At 52.7% G+C, this 21,848-nt stretch carries 18 protein-coding genes, 2 tRNA genes and 1 pseudogene; 7 read left to right on the top strand and 14 right to left on the bottom strand.

Features of this window, described 5'->3' with window-relative positions:
- Positions 1 to 10 precede the first annotated feature (10 nt).
- The 3 genes from QTO31_RS07640 to QTO31_RS07630 are packed head-to-tail and all read right to left on the bottom strand — an operon-like array spanning position 11 to position 2,947.
- Positions 11 to 1,075 (bottom strand): FecCD family ABC transporter permease, encoded by a 1,065-nt coding sequence (locus QTO31_RS07640; protein ID WP_301428616.1) that lies wholly within the window; start codon positions 1,073 to 1,075, stop codon positions 11 to 13.
- Positions 1,072 to 2,139 carry an ABC transporter substrate-binding protein gene (locus QTO31_RS07635; protein WP_031461086.1) on the bottom strand — a complete coding sequence of 356 codons (1,068 nt, stop codon included), beginning with the start codon at positions 2,137 to 2,139 and terminating at the stop codon, positions 1,072 to 1,074. Before QTO31_RS07635 ends, QTO31_RS07640 begins: the two co-directional genes overlap by 4 nt.
- Complete coding sequence (locus QTO31_RS07630; protein WP_301428615.1) at positions 2,120 to 2,947, bottom strand: heme ABC transporter ATP-binding protein; 828 nt, start codon at positions 2,945 to 2,947, stop codon at positions 2,120 to 2,122. The genes QTO31_RS07635 and QTO31_RS07630 overlap by 20 nt, the downstream gene beginning before the upstream one ends.
- A gap of 495 nt (positions 2,948 to 3,442) precedes the next feature.
- Between QTO31_RS07630 and QTO31_RS07625 the strand changes: the two genes are divergently transcribed.
- From QTO31_RS07625 to QTO31_RS07615, 3 genes are all read left to right on the top strand, one after another.
- Positions 3,443 to 3,519, top strand: a tRNA-Ile gene (locus QTO31_RS07625).
- A gap of 50 nt (positions 3,520 to 3,569) precedes the next feature.
- A tRNA-Ala gene (locus QTO31_RS07620) sits at positions 3,570 to 3,645 on the top strand.
- 1,030 nt (positions 3,646 to 4,675) lie between these two features.
- Positions 4,676 to 4,849: a hypothetical protein gene (locus QTO31_RS07615; RefSeq protein WP_173424571.1), complete on the top strand. Its 174-nt coding sequence runs from the start codon at positions 4,676 to 4,678 to the stop codon at positions 4,847 to 4,849.
- A gap of 248 nt (positions 4,850 to 5,097) precedes the next feature.
- Here QTO31_RS07615 and QTO31_RS07610 read toward each other — a convergent pair whose 3' ends face one another.
- Positions 5,098 to 6,096: a zinc-dependent alcohol dehydrogenase family protein gene (locus tag QTO31_RS07610; RefSeq protein WP_031461263.1), complete on the bottom strand. Its 999-nt coding sequence runs from the start codon at positions 6,094 to 6,096 to the stop codon at positions 5,098 to 5,100.
- A 166-nt stretch (positions 6,097 to 6,262) separates the two neighbouring features.
- Here QTO31_RS07610 and QTO31_RS07605 point away from each other — a divergent pair.
- The 3 genes and pseudogenes from QTO31_RS07605 to QTO31_RS07595 all read left to right on the top strand — a co-directional run.
- Positions 6,263 to 6,340 (top strand): annotated as a pseudogene (locus QTO31_RS07605) (zinc-ribbon domain-containing protein); the annotation flags it as partial.
- Positions 6,341 to 6,520: 180 nt separating this feature from the next.
- Complete coding sequence (locus QTO31_RS07600) at positions 6,521 to 7,552, top strand: MBL fold metallo-hydrolase (RefSeq protein ID WP_236631313.1); 1,032 nt, start codon at positions 6,521 to 6,523, stop codon at positions 7,550 to 7,552.
- Positions 7,553 to 7,573: 21 nt separating this feature from the next.
- Positions 7,574 to 7,846, top strand: a complete 273-nt coding sequence (locus QTO31_RS07595) for a DUF3006 domain-containing protein (RefSeq protein ID WP_031461265.1) — start codon at positions 7,574 to 7,576, stop codon at positions 7,844 to 7,846.
- A 1,006-nt stretch (positions 7,847 to 8,852) separates the two neighbouring features.
- On the opposite strand, the gene QTO31_RS07590 is transcribed toward QTO31_RS07595, so the two are convergent.
- Positions 8,853 to 9,029 (bottom strand): hypothetical protein, encoded by a 177-nt coding sequence (locus QTO31_RS07590; RefSeq protein WP_160173302.1) that lies wholly within the window; start codon positions 9,027 to 9,029, stop codon positions 8,853 to 8,855.
- Between the two features lie 418 nt (positions 9,030 to 9,447).
- On the opposite strand from QTO31_RS07590, the gene QTO31_RS07585 reads away from it, so the two are divergent.
- Positions 9,448 to 10,875 (top strand): radical SAM/SPASM domain-containing protein, encoded by a 1,428-nt coding sequence (locus QTO31_RS07585; protein WP_301428613.1) that lies wholly within the window; start codon positions 9,448 to 9,450, stop codon positions 10,873 to 10,875.
- Between the two features lie 137 nt (positions 10,876 to 11,012).
- Here the strand turns inward: QTO31_RS07585 and QTO31_RS07580 are convergent, their stop codons facing one another.
- The 9 genes from QTO31_RS07580 to QTO31_RS07540 all read right to left on the bottom strand — a co-directional run bounded on the left by QTO31_RS07580 (position 11,013) and on the right by QTO31_RS07540 (position 21,843).
- Positions 11,013 to 14,138, bottom strand: coding sequence for a tetratricopeptide repeat protein (locus QTO31_RS07580; RefSeq protein ID WP_301428611.1), 3,126 nt, complete (start codon positions 14,136 to 14,138; stop codon positions 11,013 to 11,015).
- A gap of 20 nt (positions 14,139 to 14,158) precedes the next feature.
- Positions 14,159 to 14,749, bottom strand: coding sequence for a hypothetical protein (locus QTO31_RS07575; protein WP_301428610.1), 591 nt, complete (start codon positions 14,747 to 14,749; stop codon positions 14,159 to 14,161).
- A 44-nt stretch (positions 14,750 to 14,793) separates the two neighbouring features.
- A complete protein-coding gene (locus QTO31_RS07570; protein ID WP_301428609.1) occupies positions 14,794 to 15,576 on the bottom strand; it encodes a hypothetical protein in 783 nt (260 codons plus the stop codon).
- 91 nt (positions 15,577 to 15,667) lie between these two features.
- On the bottom strand, positions 15,668 to 16,876 hold the full coding sequence (locus QTO31_RS07565; protein WP_301428608.1) for a hypothetical protein: 1,209 nt from the start codon (positions 16,874 to 16,876) through the stop codon (positions 15,668 to 15,670).
- A gap of 279 nt (positions 16,877 to 17,155) precedes the next feature.
- The gene (locus tag QTO31_RS07560; RefSeq protein WP_301428606.1) at positions 17,156 to 17,983 is read right to left on the bottom strand and encodes a winged helix-turn-helix domain-containing protein; all 828 of its coding nucleotides are present in this window, start codon (positions 17,981 to 17,983) and stop codon (positions 17,156 to 17,158) included.
- A 102-nt stretch (positions 17,984 to 18,085) separates the two neighbouring features.
- Positions 18,086 to 18,553 carry a hypothetical protein gene (locus tag QTO31_RS07555; RefSeq protein WP_301428605.1) on the bottom strand — a complete coding sequence of 156 codons (468 nt, stop codon included), beginning with the start codon at positions 18,551 to 18,553 and terminating at the stop codon, positions 18,086 to 18,088.
- 178 nt (positions 18,554 to 18,731) lie between these two features.
- Positions 18,732 to 20,903, bottom strand: coding sequence for a hypothetical protein (locus tag QTO31_RS07550; RefSeq protein WP_301428604.1), 2,172 nt, complete (start codon positions 20,901 to 20,903; stop codon positions 18,732 to 18,734).
- 115 nt (positions 20,904 to 21,018) lie between these two features.
- Positions 21,019 to 21,294 (bottom strand): hypothetical protein, encoded by a 276-nt coding sequence (locus tag QTO31_RS07545; RefSeq protein ID WP_301428603.1) that lies wholly within the window; start codon positions 21,292 to 21,294, stop codon positions 21,019 to 21,021.
- Positions 21,295 to 21,312: 18 nt separating this feature from the next.
- Positions 21,313 to 21,843, bottom strand: coding sequence for a glycine/sarcosine/betaine reductase selenoprotein B family protein (locus QTO31_RS07540; protein ID WP_301428602.1), 531 nt, complete (start codon positions 21,841 to 21,843; stop codon positions 21,313 to 21,315).
- Positions 21,844 to 21,848: the final 5 nt, after the last annotated feature.

Raw genomic sequence — 21,848 nt, 5'->3', positions numbered from 1 at the left:
CTCCTTAAAACTAACTCAATCCGTATTGTCGTCGAGTCCGCAAGATGAGGGCCAGAAAGAACGGGCCCCCTGCGAAAGAGGTAAGCAATCCAACTGGAATCTCGGCTGGTGCAGCCAGGGTTCGTGCTAACAAATCGGCGAACACGAGCAAGATAGCTCCTCCAAATGCACACGCCGGGATAAGTAGACGATGATCTGGCCCAATTGCCAGCCGAACCATATGCGGCACAATCAGGCCGATAAACCCAATTGGGCCGGTAAGCGCTACTGCTGCACCAGTAGCCAAGGCAGCCATCAACACTGCAAACCGTTTCACCCACTCAATGTTGACACCGAGATGGCGGGCTTCGGCTTCACCCAACGCGAAGAGGTTGAGATAAAAGCCCAACCGGGGAGCCAGGACAAGCACTAACAGAATTGGTGGAGTTGCGGCTAATACCGTCTCCCACAACGCGCCCCCCAACCCGCCGAGCGTCCAGAAAACAATTGAACGCAACTGAGCATCGTCTGCCAGATAGGTCAAGAGACCCGTCGTCGCGCCAGCGAGCGCGTTGAGGGCCAGGCCCACCAGCAAGAGCATCGCGATGTCGGTGCGACCATGGCGCCGCGATAAGCGATAGACGAGCAGCGTTGTTGCAGCGCCAGCCAGGAAGGCAGCTACCGGTAGCGTATAGATATCGAACACTGCCACGCCACTGATAATCGTAAAGACAGCGCCAAGTGCAGCTCCACTACTCACCCCGATCAGACCGGGATCGGCCAGCGGATTACGGAATATACCTTGTAAGAGAGCGCCACTAACTGCCAATGCTGCTCCAACCAGTCCTCCTAACACGACGCGGGGAAGGCGAATGTTCCACAGCACAGCTATTTGTTGTTGAGAGACGACGGGTTCTAGGGAAATCCCCACCTTACTGAGCAGAATAGCTACAACTGCATCGGGTGGAATAGGCACAGCCCCAATGCCCATACCCAGCAAGAGAGCAAACCCAAGCATCACGGCTAGCACCGGAAAAATCCAGATTCGCCGAAGGACCCTCACGGGGCGAGTGACCGACACCGTAGTTGCGCTCATGATCCCTCCGCTTGTGCCACAGCGTCACGGAAAGCGGCAACCAGTTCGGCCAGTGCTTGACCGGTACGCGGCCCCATTCCCAGCAGATAGAGATCGTCAAAGTCGATGACTCGTCGCTGTTGACCGGCCGGTGTGTCGGCCAGACCGGGAATCTGGAGCAGACCATCGATACCACCAACTGATTCAAGACCCTTGGAAAGTACCAGGATTATATCTGGCTGCGCAGCAATCACCATCTCAGCACTGAGCGGAGCATAGTTCACAATACCGGCCTCGGTCGCGGCATTCGTTCCTCCGGCAGCAGTAATCATTGCATCAATCGCGGTATTGGCGCCAGCCACCTGTTGCACATCCGTTCCACGCAGGTAGAGAAACAACACGCGCGGCGAACGCGCTAAAGTACCAGCTTCGGCACGCGCACGAGCGATCTCGGCTTCAACCTGACCAGCCAGTTCATACCCTCGTTCTGGGATACCAAGCGCACGAGCCACAAACAGGATCTTTTGCATTGGCGCCTCTAGCGTTGGCGGATCAGCTACCAACGCTACCGGAACTCCGGCTGAACGAATCTGAGCCAGAGCCTCCGGAGGACCGGCAGCCTCATCCCCGATCACCAATGTCGGATTCAACGAGAGAATACCCTCTGCACTTAGCCGACGCTGATAGCCAATGTTAGGCAGAGCTTTGGTCTTCTCGGCGGGATATGTCGCGCTTGAGTCAACCCCAACCACGAAATCACCCATCCCCAACGCAAAGATAATCTCTGTAATATCGCCGGTCAAACTGACAATCCGGTCAACCGAATCGATAACAACCGTTTCACCCTGATAATCGGTTACTGTTGCCGGCAGTATTGGTTCAAGCGTGGCAACAGCAGTTGTTTCAGAAGCTACAACCGGTGCCGATGTTGGTGCTGAAGCTGTGGTCGGTATCGGGGCAACCGTTGGTGCACTGGTAGGCGCCGGAAGAGAGGTTGGAACTGTCGCGGAAGTACCGGTGCCACAGGCAGCAAGGACAACCAGCAAAAGAATTAGCGTGAAGCATTTAGCGAACCTCGACCACATACGTATATCCACTCCTTTCAGTACCTTCCGGCAAACTAAGTACAAGCGGCGCAGCCACCTGCGGATGCGGCTGCACAATGATTGATACACCGTACACGTCGCTTAGCAGATCGGCACGCAGGACATCCCATGGCTTACCGATTGCACGGAGACATCCCTGATGCATCACTCCGACCCGATCAGCGTACAAAGCGGCTAAATTCACATCGTGGAGCACAATCAGAGCGGCGCCACCCTGATCGGCGAGCTGGCGGGTCAGACGTAACACCCGATGTTGATGACGTAAGTCGAGCGCAGCGGTTGGCTCATCAAGCAGCAAGATAGGCGTAGTCTGAGCCAAAACGCGCGCCATATGTACCCTCGCCTGTTCACCACCAGAAAGGGTCGGTAACGGACGATCAGCGAACAGCGCTGTTTCCGTTCGAGCCAGAGCCTCTTGTGCAATGATGCGGTCTTCTTCGCATTCTGCACGACGGTGTAGATAGGGTGCCCGACCCATAAGTGCCACTTCCAACACGGTGAAGGGAAGCGTCAACGCGACTTGCTGGCGTAGTACGGCACGCCGTTGTGCCTGTGCGAGCGCAGACATCTGGTGAAGTGGTTTGCCACAAAGTTGAATTATGCCGTTGCATGGGGTCAGATCACCGGCAAGCAGGCTCAAAAGTGTACTCTTGCCGGCACCATTCGGCCCAACGAGGGCAACCACCTCACCGGCAGACAGTGACAGTGATACCTCACGGAGCAGCCAGCGTCCATCGATGTGATAGCCAATATCCTGAGCGACGAGCAGTTCCATAAGCAGTGACATACTATTCAGAACGTGCTAAGCGACAAGATTAGAATATACTAATTTAATAAGTTTGTCAACTTAAAACCGTAATAACATAGCTTTTCAACGTTTTCACTCTACCAGGCAGCGGCGCAGTGAGGAGAGTGGGCAGAGGAGCAAGGAGTAAGCGGAATGTCCACAGCATGCCTCGGCACATGCTGCTGCCCGCGCCGACGGTAGTCTACAGTCAGGACTATGATCGCTCGCCGATGATGCGCGTATGGTAGGGGCAGTTTCCCGACTTGCCCAGCCGGTGTGCTCCTGCGACGGGCCTAGGTCTACCGCTGCCGCCGCAGGATACGGCCTGGCGGCCCACACACTAAGGCAAGCGGCATCGATTTGGCGATCGTCGCAACAGGGTGAACGACGTTTGTTGGTGAACATGACCAACAACTGAGCATTCTAAAAACCCCTAATACAACCAGGCCAACTTGACATCCCCTTCACGCTATGTTATACTTTCCTGCGTTGCGAGGGCGTATAGCTCAGCAGGTTAGAGCGCAATCCTGATAAGATTGAGGTCGGTGGTTCGAGTCCACCTACGCCCACCAACCACGAGAGAATAGGGAATGCCTCTCCATTCTCTATTCTCTCTTGTTTTGGGGCGATAGCTCAGTTGGTAGAGCATCTGCTTTGCACGCAGAAGGTCAGGGGTTCGAATCCCCTTCGCTCCACCAATATTTTCCTCCCCCTCCTGCTGTGCTAAAGGCCGTGGTTATACCACGGCCTTTGGTGCTGTTGGGGAATTGTGTGGTGAGCGGCTGGGATCCATTGGCGTATCAACATTCCGTCGCTCCGCAAGCACTTCCATGCTCTTCGCAAGCGAGGTAGGAAACCCGCCGCTCCCGATGTTGCGCCGGGCTTGACCGTACCTTCGTTCCGGCACCCCAGCGCACGATGCGAGCCAGAGGCTCGTACACCCTGGCAAGCGCACGATGCGAGCTAGAGGCTCGTGCACCCTGGCAAGCGCACGATGCGAGCCAGAGGCTCGCGCACCCTGGCAAGCGCACGATGCGAGCCAGAGGCTCGTGCACCCAGGCAAGCGCACGATGCGAGCTAGAGGCTCGCGCACCCTGGCAAGCGCACGATGCAAGCCAGAGGCTCGTGCACCCAGGCAAGCGCACGATGCGAGCCAGAGGCTCGTACACCCAGGCAAGCGCACGATGCTCCCACAAACGGGGTAGGAAACCCGCCGCTCCCGATGTCGCGCCGGGTATGATCAGCGGATCAACAAGGGGTTGGGATGACCAATGTCGGAAGAGATGCAGCATGCCTCTACACGCACTGCGGACAAGGTGCGAATCGCTCCATTCCTCTCATTCTTCTTCCCTCTCTCCTCACTTCTACCAGGTAGTCCCAGGTCTGGATCAACAACCTGCGCGATCGTACCAGGCCTGATAGAAGAGTGATCAGAATGAAAACGCTTTCGCCTCAATAACCATCACGTTCATCTATCTGCGTCATCACTCCTTCTCGGTAAAACGATAGGCTGAGCGCATCCGCATAACGCATTTGGTCACATCTTTGCTGGAGGATAGCGCGACGTTTGCTCATCGGTAATCAAGTGCTAACCGTGTGTGATTGTTATTTTTTACACAATCTCCTATTGAGGCGCTATACTACATTTCGGTGTCAGATATCAATCGTCTGGCACCCGACGAATGACAATGGCGTCTTTTCGTCGCTCAACGGTTGAGGAGGAATCTTATGAACGACACCTGGCTCGAATTAACGGCAACGACGATCCATCAACGTGACCTGATCCGTGAAGCCGAGCGTGAACGATTGGTGCGGATGGCGCAGCGGTTACGCCGCAAACAATCGTGGTGGTACCGCTGGTGGCAGCGCCTGTTCCAACGAGTGCGGCGCACAAATGCCTGAATCATCGATTGAGCAGACCCTTGTCCCACCTATGTCTGCTCACCTGATGATACGTTCTACCAACGACAGGGCGGGTTATAGACCCGCCCATCATCATTTGAGGGAGCAGCCACCTTCCTCGGCGTAGGGCTGCTTATTGCAGCGCCGCAGCGTACCATCTGCCATATCGCCCTTCCTCTTGCATGGACTGGCGGAAGGAAGCTGAAATATTTACTGAACTGGGATAACGCTACACCACCCAGAGCATACTATGCTTTGCTTCCAGCGATTTGAATGACCGCTGCACCGTGAATCGTACCCTGACGTAATGCGTAGAGGGCAGCATTCAACTCCGCGAGTGGAAACACCTCGACGGTAGTCTGGACAGGTACCTGCGGGGCGATCTGGAGAAAGGCTTCACCATCCTCGCGGGTAAGGTTGGCAACCGAACGTACCACTCGCTCACCCCAGAGCAACTCGTAGGGAAAAGCCGGAATCGGACTCATGTGAATACCACCGCAAACTACGACCCCACCTTTCGCAACGGCTCGTAGCGCCTGCGGGACCAGATCGCCAACCGGTGCAAAGATGATGGCTGCATCAAGAGGGGTTGGCGGCAAATCGGTTGAGTTACCGGCCCAGACTGCACCCACCTCCCGTGCAAACTGCTGCCCCTTCCGATCACCGGGTCTGGTAAACGCGAACACCTGCCGTCCCTGCCAGCGTGCGACCTGTGTTATCAGGTGGGCTGCTGCCCCGAACCCATAAATACCCAATCGTTCCCCTTCACCGGCCAGGCGCAACGCACGGTAGCCGATCAGACCAGCGCAAAGAAGTGGCGCCACTGCTGTCGCCTGCTCATTCGCCGGGAGTGCGAAACAAAACCGCTGGTCAGCAACGGTATACTCGGCAAACCCACCAGGCCGCGTATAGCCGGTAAACTGCGCCTGATCACAGAGATTTTCGCGCCCTTCACGACAAAACCGGCACGAACCACACGTCCAACCCAACCAGGGTACTCCCACTCGTTGCCCGATTGTCCAGCGTGTCACCCGCTCACCCAGCTGTTCGACCGTACCGACAATCTGATGACCGGGGATCAACGGCAACCTCGGTGCCGGCAATTCGCCATCAACAATGTGCAGATCGGTACGGCAAACAGCACATGCCTCAACCCGAATCAACACCTCATCCGGCCCTGGTGTCGGCACAGGGAGATCACGGAGTTCGAGTGGCTGACCGGGTTCGGTTAAGACAATTGCCTGCATAGGGAACCTCCTGAGCAACAGCGACATCTCGATACGTCCACCGTGATGACGAACGATCAGAGTTTATGCGCTGTATGGATACAAATATGTACTAGCGATATACTACAATAAATGTGATGCTCTAACCATCGTATCACGCTCCGACTCCAAAGAAGAGGGAGTGTCCATGTCTCGTCAAACCTCATGCCCTTTCTGCGGTGCGACTCTTCGGCCATCAGCCAGATTTTGTAGTATGTGTGGTAAACGACTTACCAGACCTCGCTTTCGATTGACCTGTGGTAGCCTGCTTATTGGCCTCATCAGCTTTGTTCTACTTTGCAGCGCGCTCAACGTGTTCTTGTCAGGCAGCACAGCGACATCCGGCACATCCCGCCAAGACCGGCCTCAGTCCGCTGCAATGCCAGCATCGAGCAATAGCAGCCTTGTGACCCGATCACAGCCTGCACCAACAACTCAGCCTGCATCTCCCGTGCCAACCATACCGCACAACGATACCGCTATCACCGGCAAGCAATTCCTGGAAGTCCACGTGATCGATGTCGGCCAGGGTGATAGCATTCTAATTCGCACGGCAGAGGGAAAAACAGCGCTCATCGATGGCGGATACGATAACGGTCTGGCGCTCGCTTATCTGCGTGCGCAAGGCATTAACCACATCGACGTGATGGTCGCTTCACATCCACACGCCGATCATATTGGTGGCCTGGTTGAAGTACTGAATGCACTGCCGGTTAGCGGGTTCTGGACATCGGGCGCCTCACACACTACCGGTACATATGAACGATTACTTGATGCAATTGATAGGGCAAAGGTTCCATACCACGAAGTGCAGCGTGGCGATACCATTCCACTTGGTCGGCTAACCTTTGAAGTTTTACACAGCGATCCCAATGCATACGATCTCAACAACACATCAGTTGTTTTGCGCCTGACTTACGGAAATGTCTCATTTCTCTTCACCGGTGATGCCGAACAAGCTGCCGAGCAAGAGATGCTGGCAACAGTGCGTGATCACCTGAAAGCCACTATCCTGAAAGTTGCTCATCATGGATCGTATACCTCTTCAAGCGACCAGTTTCTGGCTGCCGTGCAGCCGGCAATTGCCATCTATTCGGCCGGACGCGACAATAACTACGGCCATCCACACCGCAAGACCATTCAGGCACTGCAGCGAGTTGGCGCTACCGTGTACGGCACTGACGAACACGGGACGATTGTCATCACAACTGACGGCGTCAACTACCAGGTTCACACCCGTTATGATCGTCCACCAACTGCTGATCCGGGATCGCCTCCTCTACCATCCAACCACGCGACCCAAGGAGATCGTGATTGCAGCGATTTTGCGACTCAGGCTGAAGCGCAGGCCTTCTTTCTCGCCAACGGTGGCCCGGCCCGTGATCCACACCGGTTAGATGGCGATAGAGATGGTATCGCTTGCGAAAGTCTCCCCTGATAGGAGAAAGGAGTTGTTTGGATGACAGAAGTTCACTACGAGCAGGGTGTCATTGATCGCTTTGAAGGCGAATACGCGGTGATCCTCGTTGGTGAAGCGCAGCGACCACTTGACGTAGCACGTGCCGCACTCCCACCAACAGCGCGTGAAGGCGACTGGCTGCGCATTCAATTCGTAGACCATCAGGTAACAGCCATTGAACTCGACCCCGAGTCGACTGCCGCTGCCCGTCGTCGTGTTCAGGCCAAGTTAGAACGGCTACGCCGGGGAGAGCACTTGCAGCGGGGGGAATAAGAGTCTATCTGAATACCCCAACGGCACGCCAGGCGATCAAGCCACCGGCAACAGTGGCCCCCCTTCGCGAAAGCAATCATCCGCCGTGGATGTGGTGCACCAGTCTGTCGCGTTCCACGCCGCCCACTAACTGCCGGTACGGAGGACAGAACCGCTGGCGTCGGCGCAGCAGCGATCCGGCATGTGTGGACGACTGCCGCCAAACCGATAGGTGTTCACAGAGAAGGGCAGGAGCGGTTCCAGCACGGCCACCGATCGTCCGCAATACGACAGCCGGTCGTCGTGGTCGTAGTGATTGGAGCGCAGCGGCGCTGTATCCGTACATCTATCAGGTTTCATCCGCCGTACCGTGAGACGATGATTATGAGATAGGCTCGCAGTATTGAAATTGCGCTCAAGGCGTTTCCAGTGTTGCTGCTACCGATGTTTGCCCGTCAGCAACCATCATTGTCTGTATCTGCACGCAGTAGCCGATATATTTCCTTTTACCATTGATTTGTTACCAAAATTTACCCGCCTGGCTTATGGAGTGTTTGGCTCATTGTATTGGGGGTGTGGCTTACTGCTGCCGATTGTCTTGGTCAGGCGGGCTGTTGCGTCGTTGTCACTCTGCGCATCCAATGAGAGGGGGGAGCGTGCGCCAGAAACTTGAGCATGGATCACGCACTCAGCGCCGTAGCGTATGCCTGGGTGCGCTGGCCTCTGGCCCGCGTGACGCAAGGCGTGAGTAGCACTATTGTACGTCTCTCGAATCGCCAATGCCTGTCACTCCTCCGCAAGCAGGAGGACGAGGGGGTTCGCAAGCAGGGGCCTGGAGAGTGCTGCAAGCATGGGATCTGAAAGTGAAGGTATGACGGTATACGAATGAGCCAACCGATGAGGAGTAACATGAGTAGTAATCATACACCGTGTACGCAGGCCAAAGGCCTGCGTACCCAGGAGAACCGTGTAGGTCGGAAGGAATTGGCAGCAAGTGTGTGATGGCGCGTTCATCTGATCGATAGTACTACGAAATACTGATCAGCAGCCAGACAAATATACCGATCAGGCCAATTGTACCGACGATCTTTACGAGTACACTGATCAGTTTGACAAGAGCCTCGACCAGTACGCTGAACAACCAATACCCCGCTCGAATCGAGATGACGACAACGACGATGAACATGAGAGTGTTGAAGTCCATTGCTTTCTCCCGTCTATGCTGTGCTGTCCCCTAATCTGTTTACTGCTTAAAGCATATCAAAGCCATTCCCCGGACTACATTCCAGGTTTCATACAATCCGGTCTTTACTGACTCAGAAAGAGACAATCATAATCTCACTAAAACCTCACCTTCCGTACCTTCCGTTTTCATGGTCTAGACAAGCATCAAAAATGAGGTATATTGTACTTACATGCAAGTTAAAACTGTGCAGGAATCCGGCTACGGGTATGCTACAGATTTGCAGCGGAGAGAAGATACTCTGCGTGAAAGCGAATAACAGTAAGGAGAGACAAATGGACGTTGCAGCACCAATTCATTTCATGCCGCATATCCTCTGTGCAACGGATGTAGAAGCGCGTATGAAGAATGAGTTCGACGTTGATCTGCTTTACCAGAGATGATATGTCCAGACTGCGCATGCCCATCTGAAAAGGTTCCTCCCTCAACCGATACCGATATTAATCCCGTAGCCGCTTACACGCTACCCGCACTCTATACTGCTCCTCTTTCAGAAGACTGGACTCTGGCATTTAATCCGCAGGGCGACGCTGGTGTGGTCGTCCTTGATCAGACCGCCTGGCAACTCCTTCACCGGTTTCGTCAACCCAAGCGATTGTTTGATGCCGTTTATGAAGGCGATAATGCGCTAATGGTGCAGCAAGGCATACTTCGTCTGGCTAAATTGCAATTGGTACAGCCTGTTGATCGCCTATCAGCTATGCGACGTATGCCATCGCAGACGTTAACTGCCTGGCTGCACATTACGAATGCGTGCAATCTGCGCTGCGACTACTGCTTCCTCAAGAAGACATCTGAGGCAATGGATGAGATGCGTGGTCGGCAGGCGGTTGATGCCGTGATCCGTTCTGCGGTGGCAAACCAGTTTCGGCGAGTAAAGTTGAAATATGCAGGTGGAGAAGCAACGCTCAACCTTCCTTTAGTTATTATGCTTCACCAGTACGCACGCGACAGCGCAGCACGGCACAATCTGACTCTCGATGGTGTTATACTCAGCAATGGCGTTGCCCTCAGTGACCACCAGATTCGTCAGATCCACGACAGTGACTTGCACTTGATGATCTCACTTGACGGTATCGGTGACCTACACGATAGCCAGCGGCGGTTCGTCAACGGTCGCGGTTCGTTTGCCCGTGTAGCACAAACACTCGACCGACTGGCACAGCACGGTGTGACACTGTCGCTCTCCATCACCCTGTCGCATCGAAATCTTGCAGGGCTACCTGAAACGGTTGCGTATGCACTGAATCGAGGCTTACCGTTTTCGCTGAACTTTTATCGTGCAAATGACTATGCTGCCGCATACACCGACCTTGCGTTTGGCGAAGAGGAGATCATTGCGGCAATGAAAGCGGCTTTTGCGGTTATCGAACAACATCTGCCGCCGTACCGTCTCGCACTGCTCGATCTGGTGCGGTTCGATGTTCCTCACGATTATACCTGTGGTGTCGGTAATTCGTATATGGTTATTGACCAACGTGGAAGGGTAGCAAAGTGTCACATGGCGATTGAGCAGACGATTACCGATGTTGATGCGCCTGATCCACTGCGTCTGATTCGCGAGGATACCAAAGGCATTCAATACATTCCGGTTGATGAAAAAGAAGGATGTCGGACGTGTACGTGGCGCTACTGGTGCGCTGGCGGCTGCCCGGCACTAACGTATCGTGTAACGGGACGCTTCGATGTCAAGTCACCGAACTGCCGTATCTATCAGGCCCTCTTTCCAGAAGTGCTGCGGTTGGAGGGATTGCGTTTGCTGCGGTACGCAGGCGGGCGGCTGGGCGCGGCAGCACAGTGCTCGTAGCTCTGGCATACCGGGTGCCGAATTAACTTCGTTACAAGAATACACCGCAGCGACGCTAAGAGTGCAACGCTTTATACCAAGCACTCGCTACGTCCGCTGCGGTTAGATAGACATCTGGCCAACAATCAGCAGGGATGCTACTCGATTAGCAATGCACAACGTTCAAGGAGATCGCGCATCGCCGACCTTTTTCCTCGAACTGGATAGTCCTGCTCGAATGTGCGTACTGCCTGCGCAACGATGTCTAATTCTTTGGCGCTCAAATCCTTCAATCGGTTATACACACTGTTTTGTCCACGCAATCCACCGGGATCGCTGAGTGTGTAATGGGGGTCGCTGCCCATGAATACCCGATCATACTCAAATGCCAGCGCATAATAATGGATCGCATAGCGCAAGCTATCATCGACCGTCCGAAAATCTACCTTGCTGTCTTCAACGAACAACTTGGCAAGTCTGAGATGTTCATCTTCAATACGCTTCAAGTTATCCTTCAAGTTTTCCTCCGACCGGTTGCGACGATAATGAGCGAAGAGGTGGTGCCCGATCAACATATGGATGCGTGCAAGTTCGTTGAATACTTGGGGATGATAGATGTTCGGGTCTTGGGAATTCGGTAGCCTTTCACCAGTGATCAGGTAGTTAGAGGGGATTGCTTCACGTGCTTCACGCAGACCCTTCTCGATGATGTCCGGTCGTTCTCCATGAAAGCCTGCATAGGCCATATTGACTCCGGCAACAACTTGACGGAATGAATTTCTTTGGTCACGTGCAAGGCGGATGGCGCTTTCTAGTGTCTCCACACTCTGATCCAACAGTGCGCCGCGGTCTTCTTCCAACAACGAAGGATGACCGCACTTTATTGCGATGAGACGGCGCAGCGCATCTCCTTTTTCAATTAACGGCTCGATCCGGCGTAATGACGAGCCTATCTCACCGAAGATTTCATAGGCCTCCTGCGCATATTGGATTGCCTTCCGCAAGCACTGAATGCGTTGATTAAGATCATCATGATGCTTTGCTGATCGACGCAGCACCTCGGCCAGGTTCCGCAATGCTATTCCTTGTCCCATGAGGTATCCGACGGCCCTGAATAATCTCAGCGCACGCTCTGCATTGGCCTGTGCCAGCTTATGATTGCCAGCATTGATAAGGACGAGTGAGAGAGTGGCGTAGCTCAGGCCGATCAATACCCAGTCACCCAGTTCCTTGCGGATCTTAAGACTTTCCTCGACCAACCTCTGGCCATCGGTAAAGCTTCCCTCCTCACTCTCAGCAAATCCAAGGTTGTTTAGTATCGAGGCCAGGTAGACTGGCATCTTAACCCTTCGCCAGCGAGTAGCGGCACGACGGTATTCTTTGATAGCCTGGTGTACCTGCCCACGAAACCGCAACCCGAATCCGCGAACCTGATGCACCAGCGCCAGCAGACTGTTAACGAGCAATTCTCTCGTCTCAGAAACGTTCGCTGATTTATCCACGTCGCTCAAGATTTGTTCGGCATCATCTAGCAGGCTTTTAATACGTTCAGGGGATTGCTCCTCTTCTGTGCCGCGTTCAGTCATTGCCAGCGCTTCCCAAATGTTGAGCGCAGCTTTGATTATCTGATCAATGTTTTGCTGCCGCAATCGCTGCGCTTCCCGAATGACAGCAAGGTAATTTCCCTCCCCATACAGGCGCACTACAGGGGAAATTTTGGTAACACCCACCACCACTTCGCGTTCCAGACCATCAATGTATGGTTGCTGCCCTGACGGGTCGCGCTCATCGAGGAATGCCAGCAGCTCTGCCTGGAGCTGAATATCAAGCATGGTGTTACCGGTTGAGGTCGCGTAGGAGCTCAGGTTGAAGTACTCCCGAAACCCGTCGTATGGCTTATACCGCAGGGTGTAGTACATAAGTTCGACCATTAAACGATGCTTCTCCTGTTGAACACTGGTGATTCGAGCGATACGCTCGTGATCGAGGTGCGGTGCTTCCTCGACTGAGTGGTTTTCCTGCTCAATTGGCGTGTACAGGTCGTTGAGTTGCTTATTGCACTCGTCGATCTGTGCCCGGTACCATTGAAGAATGTTACGGTTGACATCACCCGCGTCCCGGTCATCGCCCGGCTGATTATAGATCTGTCGCCTCAGGATAGCGTACATCTCGTCGTGCAGGAAGTAGCGCCTATCGCGCACCTTAATGAACGATAGACGACTGATCGCCTCGAGATGGCTAAGTACTTCACCATCTGGCTTGTGGAGCAGAGTCTTCAGCAGTTGACGATCAACGCCTTTTGGTGCGCGCCCCAACGCAAGGAGCACATCTTTGATGCCTTTAGTGGACATCATACGATTGACGATCTGCTGCTCGAGTTCCTCTTGTGCACGCGCAGGATCGGTATCGACATCGAGGATGTCTGGTATTTGCCCGAATCCGGAAATGCTGATGTAATCGGCCAAAAGTGCAAGCATAATCGGCGCACCGCCGGAGTAGCGGTACACCCGCTCCCTGTCCTGCGGCTTCAGATCGCGCAGTGTATCCGCAACCGCTTGCTCACCCGCTTGTTCGGCGGCTCGCGCCACTGCGTCGAGATATTCGTTTGTTTCCTTTGGGGTGAATGGTTCTACTTCGATACGTGTTAGACGAATTGCCGGATGGTTCTCAAGGTCTGGGAAGAGATGGCGAATCTGGTTGCGACCGGCAACCAGAACAGTAACGTTGCCCCAGTGGGGTAGGGTCTCGATCAGCCATTGCCAGGCTGCGGCCACCTGAAATGGCGGACGTTGCTCAGTTGCGCCGTAAGCAATGCGTTCAACCGTATCAAGCGCAATCACGACGTGCTGCGACTGCGAGAAACGGTTGAAGTCGGTGATGAATGCTTGCAATGTCTCCTGGGTTGCTTCGGCAATCGCACGCACATCCCCCGAGATCTGCGCTTTGTACTGCTGCGCACGTTTTTCCTCAAAGGTGCGGAAGTGACCACTATTGGCAACGTTCAGTGAGGCGTAGATCGCACTGGCAAGCGCTAGACTACTGTGATACTGCATGTCGTACAGATCAACTACCTGCTGTGCCAGGAAAAGTCCGGGTTTGCGTCGCTTGAACGTGTCGTTCAAAATGCGCGTTTTGCCGATACCACCCTTACCGTACAGGGCAATAATAGATGCTCCCGAAGTACTAGAGATCGCTGTATCAATCTGTTTAAGTATCGCCTCCCGTCCAACCAGGTCAGGAGTTGCCCATGCTCCAGTATAACGCTCAAGTTCATGCTCACTCATAGCAAAGTCCTCTTTGTCGTTCATGCGAATGAGACAGAATGACCGACATCTTCCGCTAGCACCCTACGATGGTATTCGGCGCGCTGTTCGAAGTACTGCCTACTGTTCGGATACCTTTTCGCCCAGTCTTCGTACAGATTTACAGCCCGTTCGTGCAAGCGTCGCCAGACTTCTCGCTTTTGCGATTTCAGAAGCTGTTCAAGAACAGTACGTACTGCTTCGTCGAGGACGTACCTTGCATCTTGCCAGCGTCCTAGGTTCGTTTCAAGCAGAAGATCTCGCAAGCCACGCATAGCTTTAATCGTGTATTCTGGTCCCTCCGGTTTCGTATTACGCAGTTCCGCTAGAAAGTAAGGCATCTCATGTTCACGAAACCCATCCTTGAGCACACACAGCGCATTGAGTACTTCTCGCAACTTGTCGCGCCATTGCGCGGGTATCACTTCTAACAAGCGGCTTGCTACATCCTCTAGCACTTTGTCATCAATGGTCGCGCTATTGATTGCTTGTTCGAGATCATCACTCTTCGGTGATCTGCCGAGCACCTGATGCACGAATGCTCTGGCAAGCAACTCGTTCGTCAGTGGATACCCGCCACCTAGGTTGATCACTTTCTTTGCTAGTTGTTCGATCGCTTCGTCGGAAAGATTGGCAGCTATGAGTGTATCTTGTGGTGATTCTTGAGGTGATCCTTGAGATGATTTTTGAAGTGATTTTTTATCTGCTTGGTAACCTGTTCAAGCGAGAAAGGATTGAGCGATTGGTCTTCACGTTCGAGGCGCAGATAAGGAGATTTCCAGAGATATGGACGGCCACGGCCTGTCATAATGATTAAAACACGTGGTAACGCTGCAAACGCGGCGAGCAGGTAGCGTTCTAAATAATCGAGGAAGCCCCTGTTTGCTTCGAACACCGAGTCTAGAATCAGGCAGATTATCAGGTCTTGTTCTGATTCCAGCTTTTTTCTGAGGTCCTGTGCCAGCCATGCGGAGAGATCGCGCAATGAAGCGTAAGGTGAGCGAACAATGTCAAGTTGTTTTGCGATCCAGGCAAGAAGCTCCTGAAGCAAGTGTTCGTAGTGCCGCTCATCCCCGCTTTCGATCTGAGATATATCATTGCTGGTGATATACCATTCTCGTTCACCTACTTGCAATTCTTTAGGGGGCGGTGTAAGACTGATTAAGAACGATACGATGCGATAATCTGGTATCCGAGTGGATGCTTTCTCTTTTATAGCAGAGCGATGTATAGCAGAGCGATGGAGATGAAGTGCCAGCCAGCTTTTGCCTAATCCACGTTCGCCTCGAAACACTATTGTCCGCACCTGCTCAGCATCGCCGCGTGCAATGTTCTCAAGTGCCTTGGTTACCGTTTCGATCTCTTTTTCACGATTGACAAAGAGATCGGCTCGGTACACCGGTGGATCGGTTTGTGTCATGCTTATCCTCCCGTTCCCTTGATCAACGAACATGCTTGAAATCCTGGACATGGAGCCGGTGCCCTGCCAGGCTAGACTGTGTTGGTTCTTATCAACGCGATGGCAGCGATAGACTGCGCTGGGTTGCGTAATGGTGATACCAGGCGATAGCATAGCGAATGTCCTCCTCATCAAGTTGCCATCCGTCGTTCAAACGCGCCGCGTAATGTAAGATTGCCTTCCGAGTTACCTGGAGTGCAATGCGCGGCAAAGGCGGCAGATTTTTCACAATCTGTTGTTCGACATTGGTTAGTGCCGGCGTGCTAATAGCGTCGAGCGACTCGAAGCGTTCTTCGGAAGCAACGGAAATGCGTTTCCGTAGCATACTCACCAGTAAGTCGTGGTTCCAAATGATACGAGCTATCTGCGTGGAAATAGCATGGTGGTGAAGGTATTCAGTTATAGCAGATTCTAGCGAATCGGGGATGAATAGTTTGATAAAGGTTTTCGATTTAGCCCACGTTTCAGAGCGATCAAATAGCTCGAAAGCCCATGGTGCTGCGTGTTGAGAGTCTTCCTGATTTTCATATATTGCATCGAGGCCATCAATTAGAAGCAGAACATGGCTGAAGCCGAGCGCGTCGGTCACGACCTCGACAAATGTCTGAAAGACCTCCTCCATCCGCCCACGCATAGCGTCAGTTCCAGACGTTGCTAACGTATTGCAAAACCGATCAAGAACATCAGGTGGCGGCGGTGCAGTGAGAGCGTATGTTCGTTCCAAAAGCGGGGTCAATCCAGCAGGAGTGCCGATTTCACGTAGAATAGCAAGGTAGTAATCGAGTGGTCCTGGTAAACCAGCGCGCAGAATGGTGGTTATGGTTCGGATATCCGTACTTGATACTCTGAATAACCGCTCTGGACGAAAGGCCAGACCTGTGAGCAACGCACAGGCACCGGCTTCAAGCAGCAAGTGTAGATGCTCCCTGGCAGTTGGCGGCTTTCCGGTAAGCGGCACTATCCCTAAATTATAGGGAAGCGGAAACGGATATGATCCGCCGATGTCGAACCAGCTTGTCCTGGTAACGGCAACGCGCATTGCGGTTTTGCCACCACCTGGCGGGGCGATGATGATAGTCGGTTTATTTTCCAGTGCAACACGGAATATTTCGAGGTCAACAGTGTATTCGGATAAATGAGGATCACTCGATGCTTCCAGATGAACATACGGGTCGAACCGTAGACCGATGCGCCGGAACCAGTCGGCCGATTCAAGAGTGTGCTTTTCAGGCTCACCGTTATCATTCACAAGAGTAACCATACCTTATCTATAAATTATCGGCGCACGTAACGTTGTCACTTGTGATGCTGTGGTGCAGGATATTGGCCTTTTCGCATTAGAATGGCATAGAACTTGTGTTCGCTAGACACAGTCATAAATCTTTATATAAGCATACCATCTGCATGTCTCGTTTGTCCTTCAGAATGGTTGCACAAAACATAGCTTCATCTCACCATAACCTCACCAACTGGTTTCTGGCCGATACCGTGTCAAACAAATGTTTTACAATCGGCAGGAAGGGTGTAGCAATGGATCGTTTCATATAGAGTGTTCCAATTTGACTCCCCATCCGCGATCGGTAACGATATAGATTGGACGGCGGGGATCAGGTTCGATGATCCGACGCAGGCGCAGGATTGCATTATCGAGCACGTTGCTCCACTCGGTGGGTTCTTGCCAGCCGCGGTCATCGCGGGTGCGTGGCTCTTCAGCAAGACCCAGATAAGCGCGGTAGTAGAGTTCGCTGCGCGGGACACGCCGTGAGCGGTTCTCGTAGAGATAGCGAAGCAGCCGGTAGGAGCGGGGTTGCAACCCAACAATCTCGGCCTCACCGATGAAGACACGGTCGGTTTTAAGGTCAATGGAGAGACGGGGCGGATGGGTGCGCTTGAGCGAATTCCATACGCTATGAGGAAGTGGATGCGATGCGCCAGCAGCGGCAAAAGCATCCACCAACGGACGAATCAATCTGAGCCAGCCGCGTGGCGTGCTTCCGCCGTAGCGTTGCAACCAGTCACGGATATCCCGATCGGCCACACAGAGATCGCTCAAGTGCAGTGATGGTTTCCCTATCTTCGCTGCAATGTGGCGTTCAGTGATTGTCGTCAATTGTTCTGGCGTCCACGTGAGAGTTTCTAGCTCAATGCGATCTTTAACAATACCCCAACTTCTAGTAATATCTGATTCGAGTGCACGTGGCGCAAACATTTTGATTGCAAAACCATTCAGATCAAGAAGTTCGAGGGTTGAGAGGATGGCAATCATTTGTTCTGACACGAGAGCGGTTGATCCTCGTAGCCAGGGATCGAACCCATCAATCGTTACCCATACACCGCGCACACTAATGCGCTGGAGGGTGCTGGTCAAGTGAGAAATGATACGTTGTTCGGTTGTCTCAGGGTGTAGTATGGGTGTTGCTGGCTCAAATACCAGATGCTGACCCAGCGATTTGCCTTCATCATTACCCGCTTACTCCTCAACCGTCGCCCACAGATGTTGTCGGTCTGCGCTGATGTAGGCTTGAAGAAACCAGTGGAACATCATCTGAACCGTCGGTGGTGCGCGGCGGAACAGGTCAGGATGCCTAACCAGGATTGTCAACAGTGTAGTTGCGCAGGCTTGCAGCGTCTGGCGTACAAAGGCTCGTACTGCCGGACTACCGCGCACGTCTGCGAGCGGTTCTGGTTGCCAGTTCACCACCAGGTATGCCAGTGGGGTATTTTCCAGGGTTCCATGGCGTGTCAGTGCTAGGCGCAGTGCCGTCTTTCCCGAACCACTGTCTCCAACGATTACCAATGAGCGCATACCGGTATATGCGGTATAACGGTTTGGCTCGACAAAGACCAGCGGTTGCAGGTGCAGTTCGTGCTCGGCAGCAAGTGTGTCGAGGGCCTCAATAGCAATGACCGTGTTGTGGTTATCTGTACCCTTCGTCATCTAAAGTCAGATTCATTGAGAAAACGATACTCTGGATCATATTGATCTAGGTATTTCGCCAGGTGGCGTGCCAATGCGTGTTGGAAAATGATCAGACTTAATGCGAATGAGCCATGGGCACGCTTTAGTATTTCTGTTACGAATTCCTCTTTACTTGTTGCAGAGTTTCCTAATTCGATTAGTTCAAACAGAGACCGCTTTTGTTCACTGACAATAACGACTGTACTATCCAGCAGCGACCGCAAATCCTTTTCTGTCCAGCGCAACCGGATACTTTCGGAATGTCCGTGTTCGTCTGTATGCGTGGAAGTCGTGAATAAGGTGTATGTAAGACCAACTCGCTGCAAATCATGCTCAATTTGGCGAATTGCCTGGCTCGATCGTCTCCGGTATCGTCAATAGCAATTAGGTGCATCCGTTCGATACCGGGTGGGTGGATAGTCAACCAATCCAGCACGGTTCTGGCATCCGGTATCTTCGGTGTAGCATTGGATAACAATCTATCGAGAAGATGTAGCATGATTTGTCTAACCACATCACTTTGTGAACCCCGGCTTTGCGAACTCTGGTTTTGTAAACTCTGATTGCGTAAGATGCGCCGCAGTGCTGGCAACGATCCGCTGACCCACATCATCCACTCGGCCAGTAATATCTGTTCATCTTCTAATAACCAGAGTATCGTCTCTGGCTGACGGGCCAGTAAGGTGCACCAATACTCTCCAGCTTTACGTCCGATGAAATGTATCAGACTCCCGCAGGTAATCGGATCAAAATCGGATAGAAAAACCAGGAAAGGGAGACACTGTGTATTCGGTTTGCGGAGTTCGTTGTATAGCGCAAATGCAGCGATGTAACAGTCGAACTTGCTACTAGCAACAATTGTAGTATGTTGCTGATTGCGAGTTAATTCGATACTTTCCCAGAACTTGCCAAAACCTTGTAATTCTTCCAGATCGAAAGGATTGATCGATAATTCATTCACTTCCAGCCAATCAGTGATTGGTTTAGGCCGGACAATATTCTTTGGATGTGGAGGAGTAAACAACGGCCATACGTAAGTTGGAGGTAGTTCATCAGCTAAATGCTGACGGATGCGCGGATCGTTTGATGCAAGTTTGATGACTTCGCGCATGTCGGAGACGTTCGCATTAGATGAGGTGACATTCTCAGAAATGAACTGCAAGAGGTATTGTCTCCCTTCAGCATGGGAAGCCAGCCTCTCAAGCATTGCGATGACAAGTTCGTAGCCATTCATCTGAAAATGTTGCAAAATGTTCGCACAAATATCAAGTGTGGTTTCTGCACTCTGTTGATCATACGTTGGCGTCAGTAACTTGGCAGCGTTAATTTCAGAAAGGAACGCTGGATGCGCCAACTTGAGCAACTCGAAAATGCCTTTCAGTCTTCTGCCATCTTCCGCACGGAAGTATTCTGCGGCATCATGCAAAAGGCGCCTGACCCGCTCTTTTTCAGCACTGCTGGACAACTGTGAACGCTGTTCTCTAAGGGTAATATTCAGTTCACTGCGTGCCTGATCTTCCCAGTTTTGGCTTACGTCCTGCTTGATCGTTTCAGTAGTGAGATGCCATTCAACAAGGTCACGTTCAAAAAGATCTCGTATTTCACGAATGCTTTCAGATTGTTGGTTCAATCGTTCCTGTCGTCGCTCGTTAAATATTTGCCAGCCGATACCGAATACAGCCGAAGCAGCCGCCAACCCTAGACCCGCATCGCCAACGAAGTTTCTGAACGTTCGCCAGAAGAACGCAGCCTGTGTTTCATACGCAATACCAATCTTTTTCGTCTCGCTCTGCCCGTTTCTATCGCTGACCTTGATCTCAATTTCCATACTTACGGGCAGGGATTGCATCACCAGACGCTGCTGGCGTGGAGTATTATCGGTTGTTAATGTTAACGGTAACGCGACTGGTGTACCGGTATCATCAGTGAACGTGAAAGGGATGGTACTGGAGAATTCAACTGTGACTTTCAACGGAGTGGCGCTACCGTTATTTTTCAGCCAAAGAACAAATTCGTGTGAAGAATTGGTAATGGTGTCGACGTGAGTCGTGCGCGAATACAAAATGAACAACGTATACTCATCTTTGTTTGTAGTTATAGATAATGTATCATTCTCTTGAGATGGAGAAATACCCTCTTCAGTACGAGCAAGGATCGAGTAGTATACGAGCGAGATTGCAATGCCAAATAATATCCACGGTATGAAATCACGCCATCGTTGTGCTACCGCTGCTTGTCCTGCCGTATCCAGGCGGATGTAGATGTAGATGTAGATCAGGCCAACGAAAAATATGATGAGCGCCGGGAGTATCCACAATACCAGCAACATGATCGCGCCCTTATACAGACATTTTTGTGTATCCTGATCTCTATTCTAACACATAGAAGATAGTAAGCATGACTCCGGTTTCGCCGTAATGCTGAGATGGTTTCGCGGTAAGGCTCTACCCCCACCCTTCTGGCAACGTATACTGTTCGCGTCGCCAACGCCAGCCCGGTTCTAGGATTTGCCCTGGTTGGGCCGTGGCGAGGGCCTGCAGCGCTGCGTGCAGCACAGCAAGCTGCTGTACCCGGTTCCCCGGCTCGCCGAGGGGATGTCCGAACGGCCACGCCAGGTGCAGGGTGCGCGGCGGACGTATCTGCTCGGCTATTGGCTTCAGACTCACGATGCAGATGGTGCTGATGCCAGCATGTTCAACAATACGTGCGATCAGTCCCACGGACTGATTACAGAGCCCTCAACCAGGTGTCAGCAAGACGGCATCCACCTGGTCTTGCTTGAGGAAGGTGGCAACTTCTGGTGCCGTTTGTTGGATTAGTGTGTTGAGGTGAGGTGGTTCGATATGGCCCATGAAACCGTAGCTGTCAGCCAGGCTGCCGATGATACCACGACCCACCAGATACCGCACAAGTTCGAGAGGGAAGAGAATGTTCAGGTCACGATCTGCGTCACTGTGGTCGTAGTAGTCGTGGGTAATGGTCAATTCATGCAAGGGAGTTGAGGCAGGAATACGACGATACGTCGCATCACCGTGTGGATCGCTCATGTCAAACGGCTCCTGATCGCGCCGATGGACACCGCCAGTCGTGATAAGTGCCAGGCGACACGCGGACAGCGGTTTGCGTAGAGGAGTGAAGGGCACATCGGCGAAGTTGAGTGCCCGGTACGCACCTCCCCACAGACGTGCTAACTCTGGAATCTGCGAGAAGATTTGGCCGGTTAAGCGGTAGAGTTCTTTCAGTGATCGTTTACGCCAGTCGTCAGTCATAGGTG

It is taken from the genome of Chloroflexus sp. MS-CIW-1 (assembly GCF_030444705.1).
Classification (GTDB): domain Bacteria; phylum Chloroflexota; class Chloroflexia; order Chloroflexales; family Chloroflexaceae; genus Chloroflexus.
The sequence above is the reverse complement of the archived record's forward strand: the minus strand, read 5'-3'. Positions and strand labels throughout refer to the sequence as shown.

Bases quoted from the DNA above. Each gene is read 5' to 3' on its own strand.
- QTO31_RS07640 (WP_301428616.1), bottom strand. From the start codon at position 1,075: ATGAGCGCAACTACGGTGTCGGTCACTCGCCCCGTGAGGGTCCTTCGG.
- QTO31_RS07635 (WP_031461086.1), bottom strand. From the start codon at position 2,139: ATGTGGTCGAGGTTCGCTAAATGCTTCACGCTAATTCTTTTGCTGGTT.
- QTO31_RS07630 (WP_301428615.1), bottom strand. From the start codon at position 2,947: ATGTCACTGCTTATGGAACTGCTCGTCGCTCAGGATATTGGCTATCAC.
- QTO31_RS07615 (WP_173424571.1), top strand. From the start codon at position 4,676: ATGAACGACACCTGGCTCGAATTAACGGCAACGACGATCCATCAACGT.
- QTO31_RS07610 (WP_031461263.1), bottom strand. From the start codon at position 6,096: ATGCAGGCAATTGTCTTAACCGAACCCGGTCAGCCACTCGAACTCCGT.
- QTO31_RS07595 (WP_031461265.1), top strand. From the start codon at position 7,574: ATGACAGAAGTTCACTACGAGCAGGGTGTCATTGATCGCTTTGAAGGC.
- QTO31_RS07590 (WP_160173302.1), bottom strand. From the start codon at position 9,029: ATGGACTTCAACACTCTCATGTTCATCGTCGTTGTCGTCATCTCGATT.
- QTO31_RS07585 (WP_301428613.1), top strand. From the start codon at position 9,448: ATGATATGTCCAGACTGCGCATGCCCATCTGAAAAGGTTCCTCCCTCA.
- QTO31_RS07580 (WP_301428611.1), bottom strand. From the start codon at position 14,138: ATGAGTGAGCATGAACTTGAGCGTTATACTGGAGCATGGGCAACTCCT.
- QTO31_RS07570 (WP_301428609.1), bottom strand. From the start codon at position 15,576: ATGACACAAACCGATCCACCGGTGTACCGAGCCGATCTCTTTGTCAAT.
- QTO31_RS07565 (WP_301428608.1), bottom strand. From the start codon at position 16,876: ATGGTTACTCTTGTGAATGATAACGGTGAGCCTGAAAAGCACACTCTT.
- QTO31_RS07555 (WP_301428605.1), bottom strand. From the start codon at position 18,553: ATGACGAAGGGTACAGATAACCACAACACGGTCATTGCTATTGAGGCC.
- QTO31_RS07550 (WP_301428604.1), bottom strand. From the start codon at position 20,903: ATGTTGCTGGTATTGTGGATACTCCCGGCGCTCATCATATTTTTCGTT.
- QTO31_RS07540 (WP_301428602.1), bottom strand. From the start codon at position 21,843: ATGACTGACGACTGGCGTAAACGATCACTGAAAGAACTCTACCGCTTA.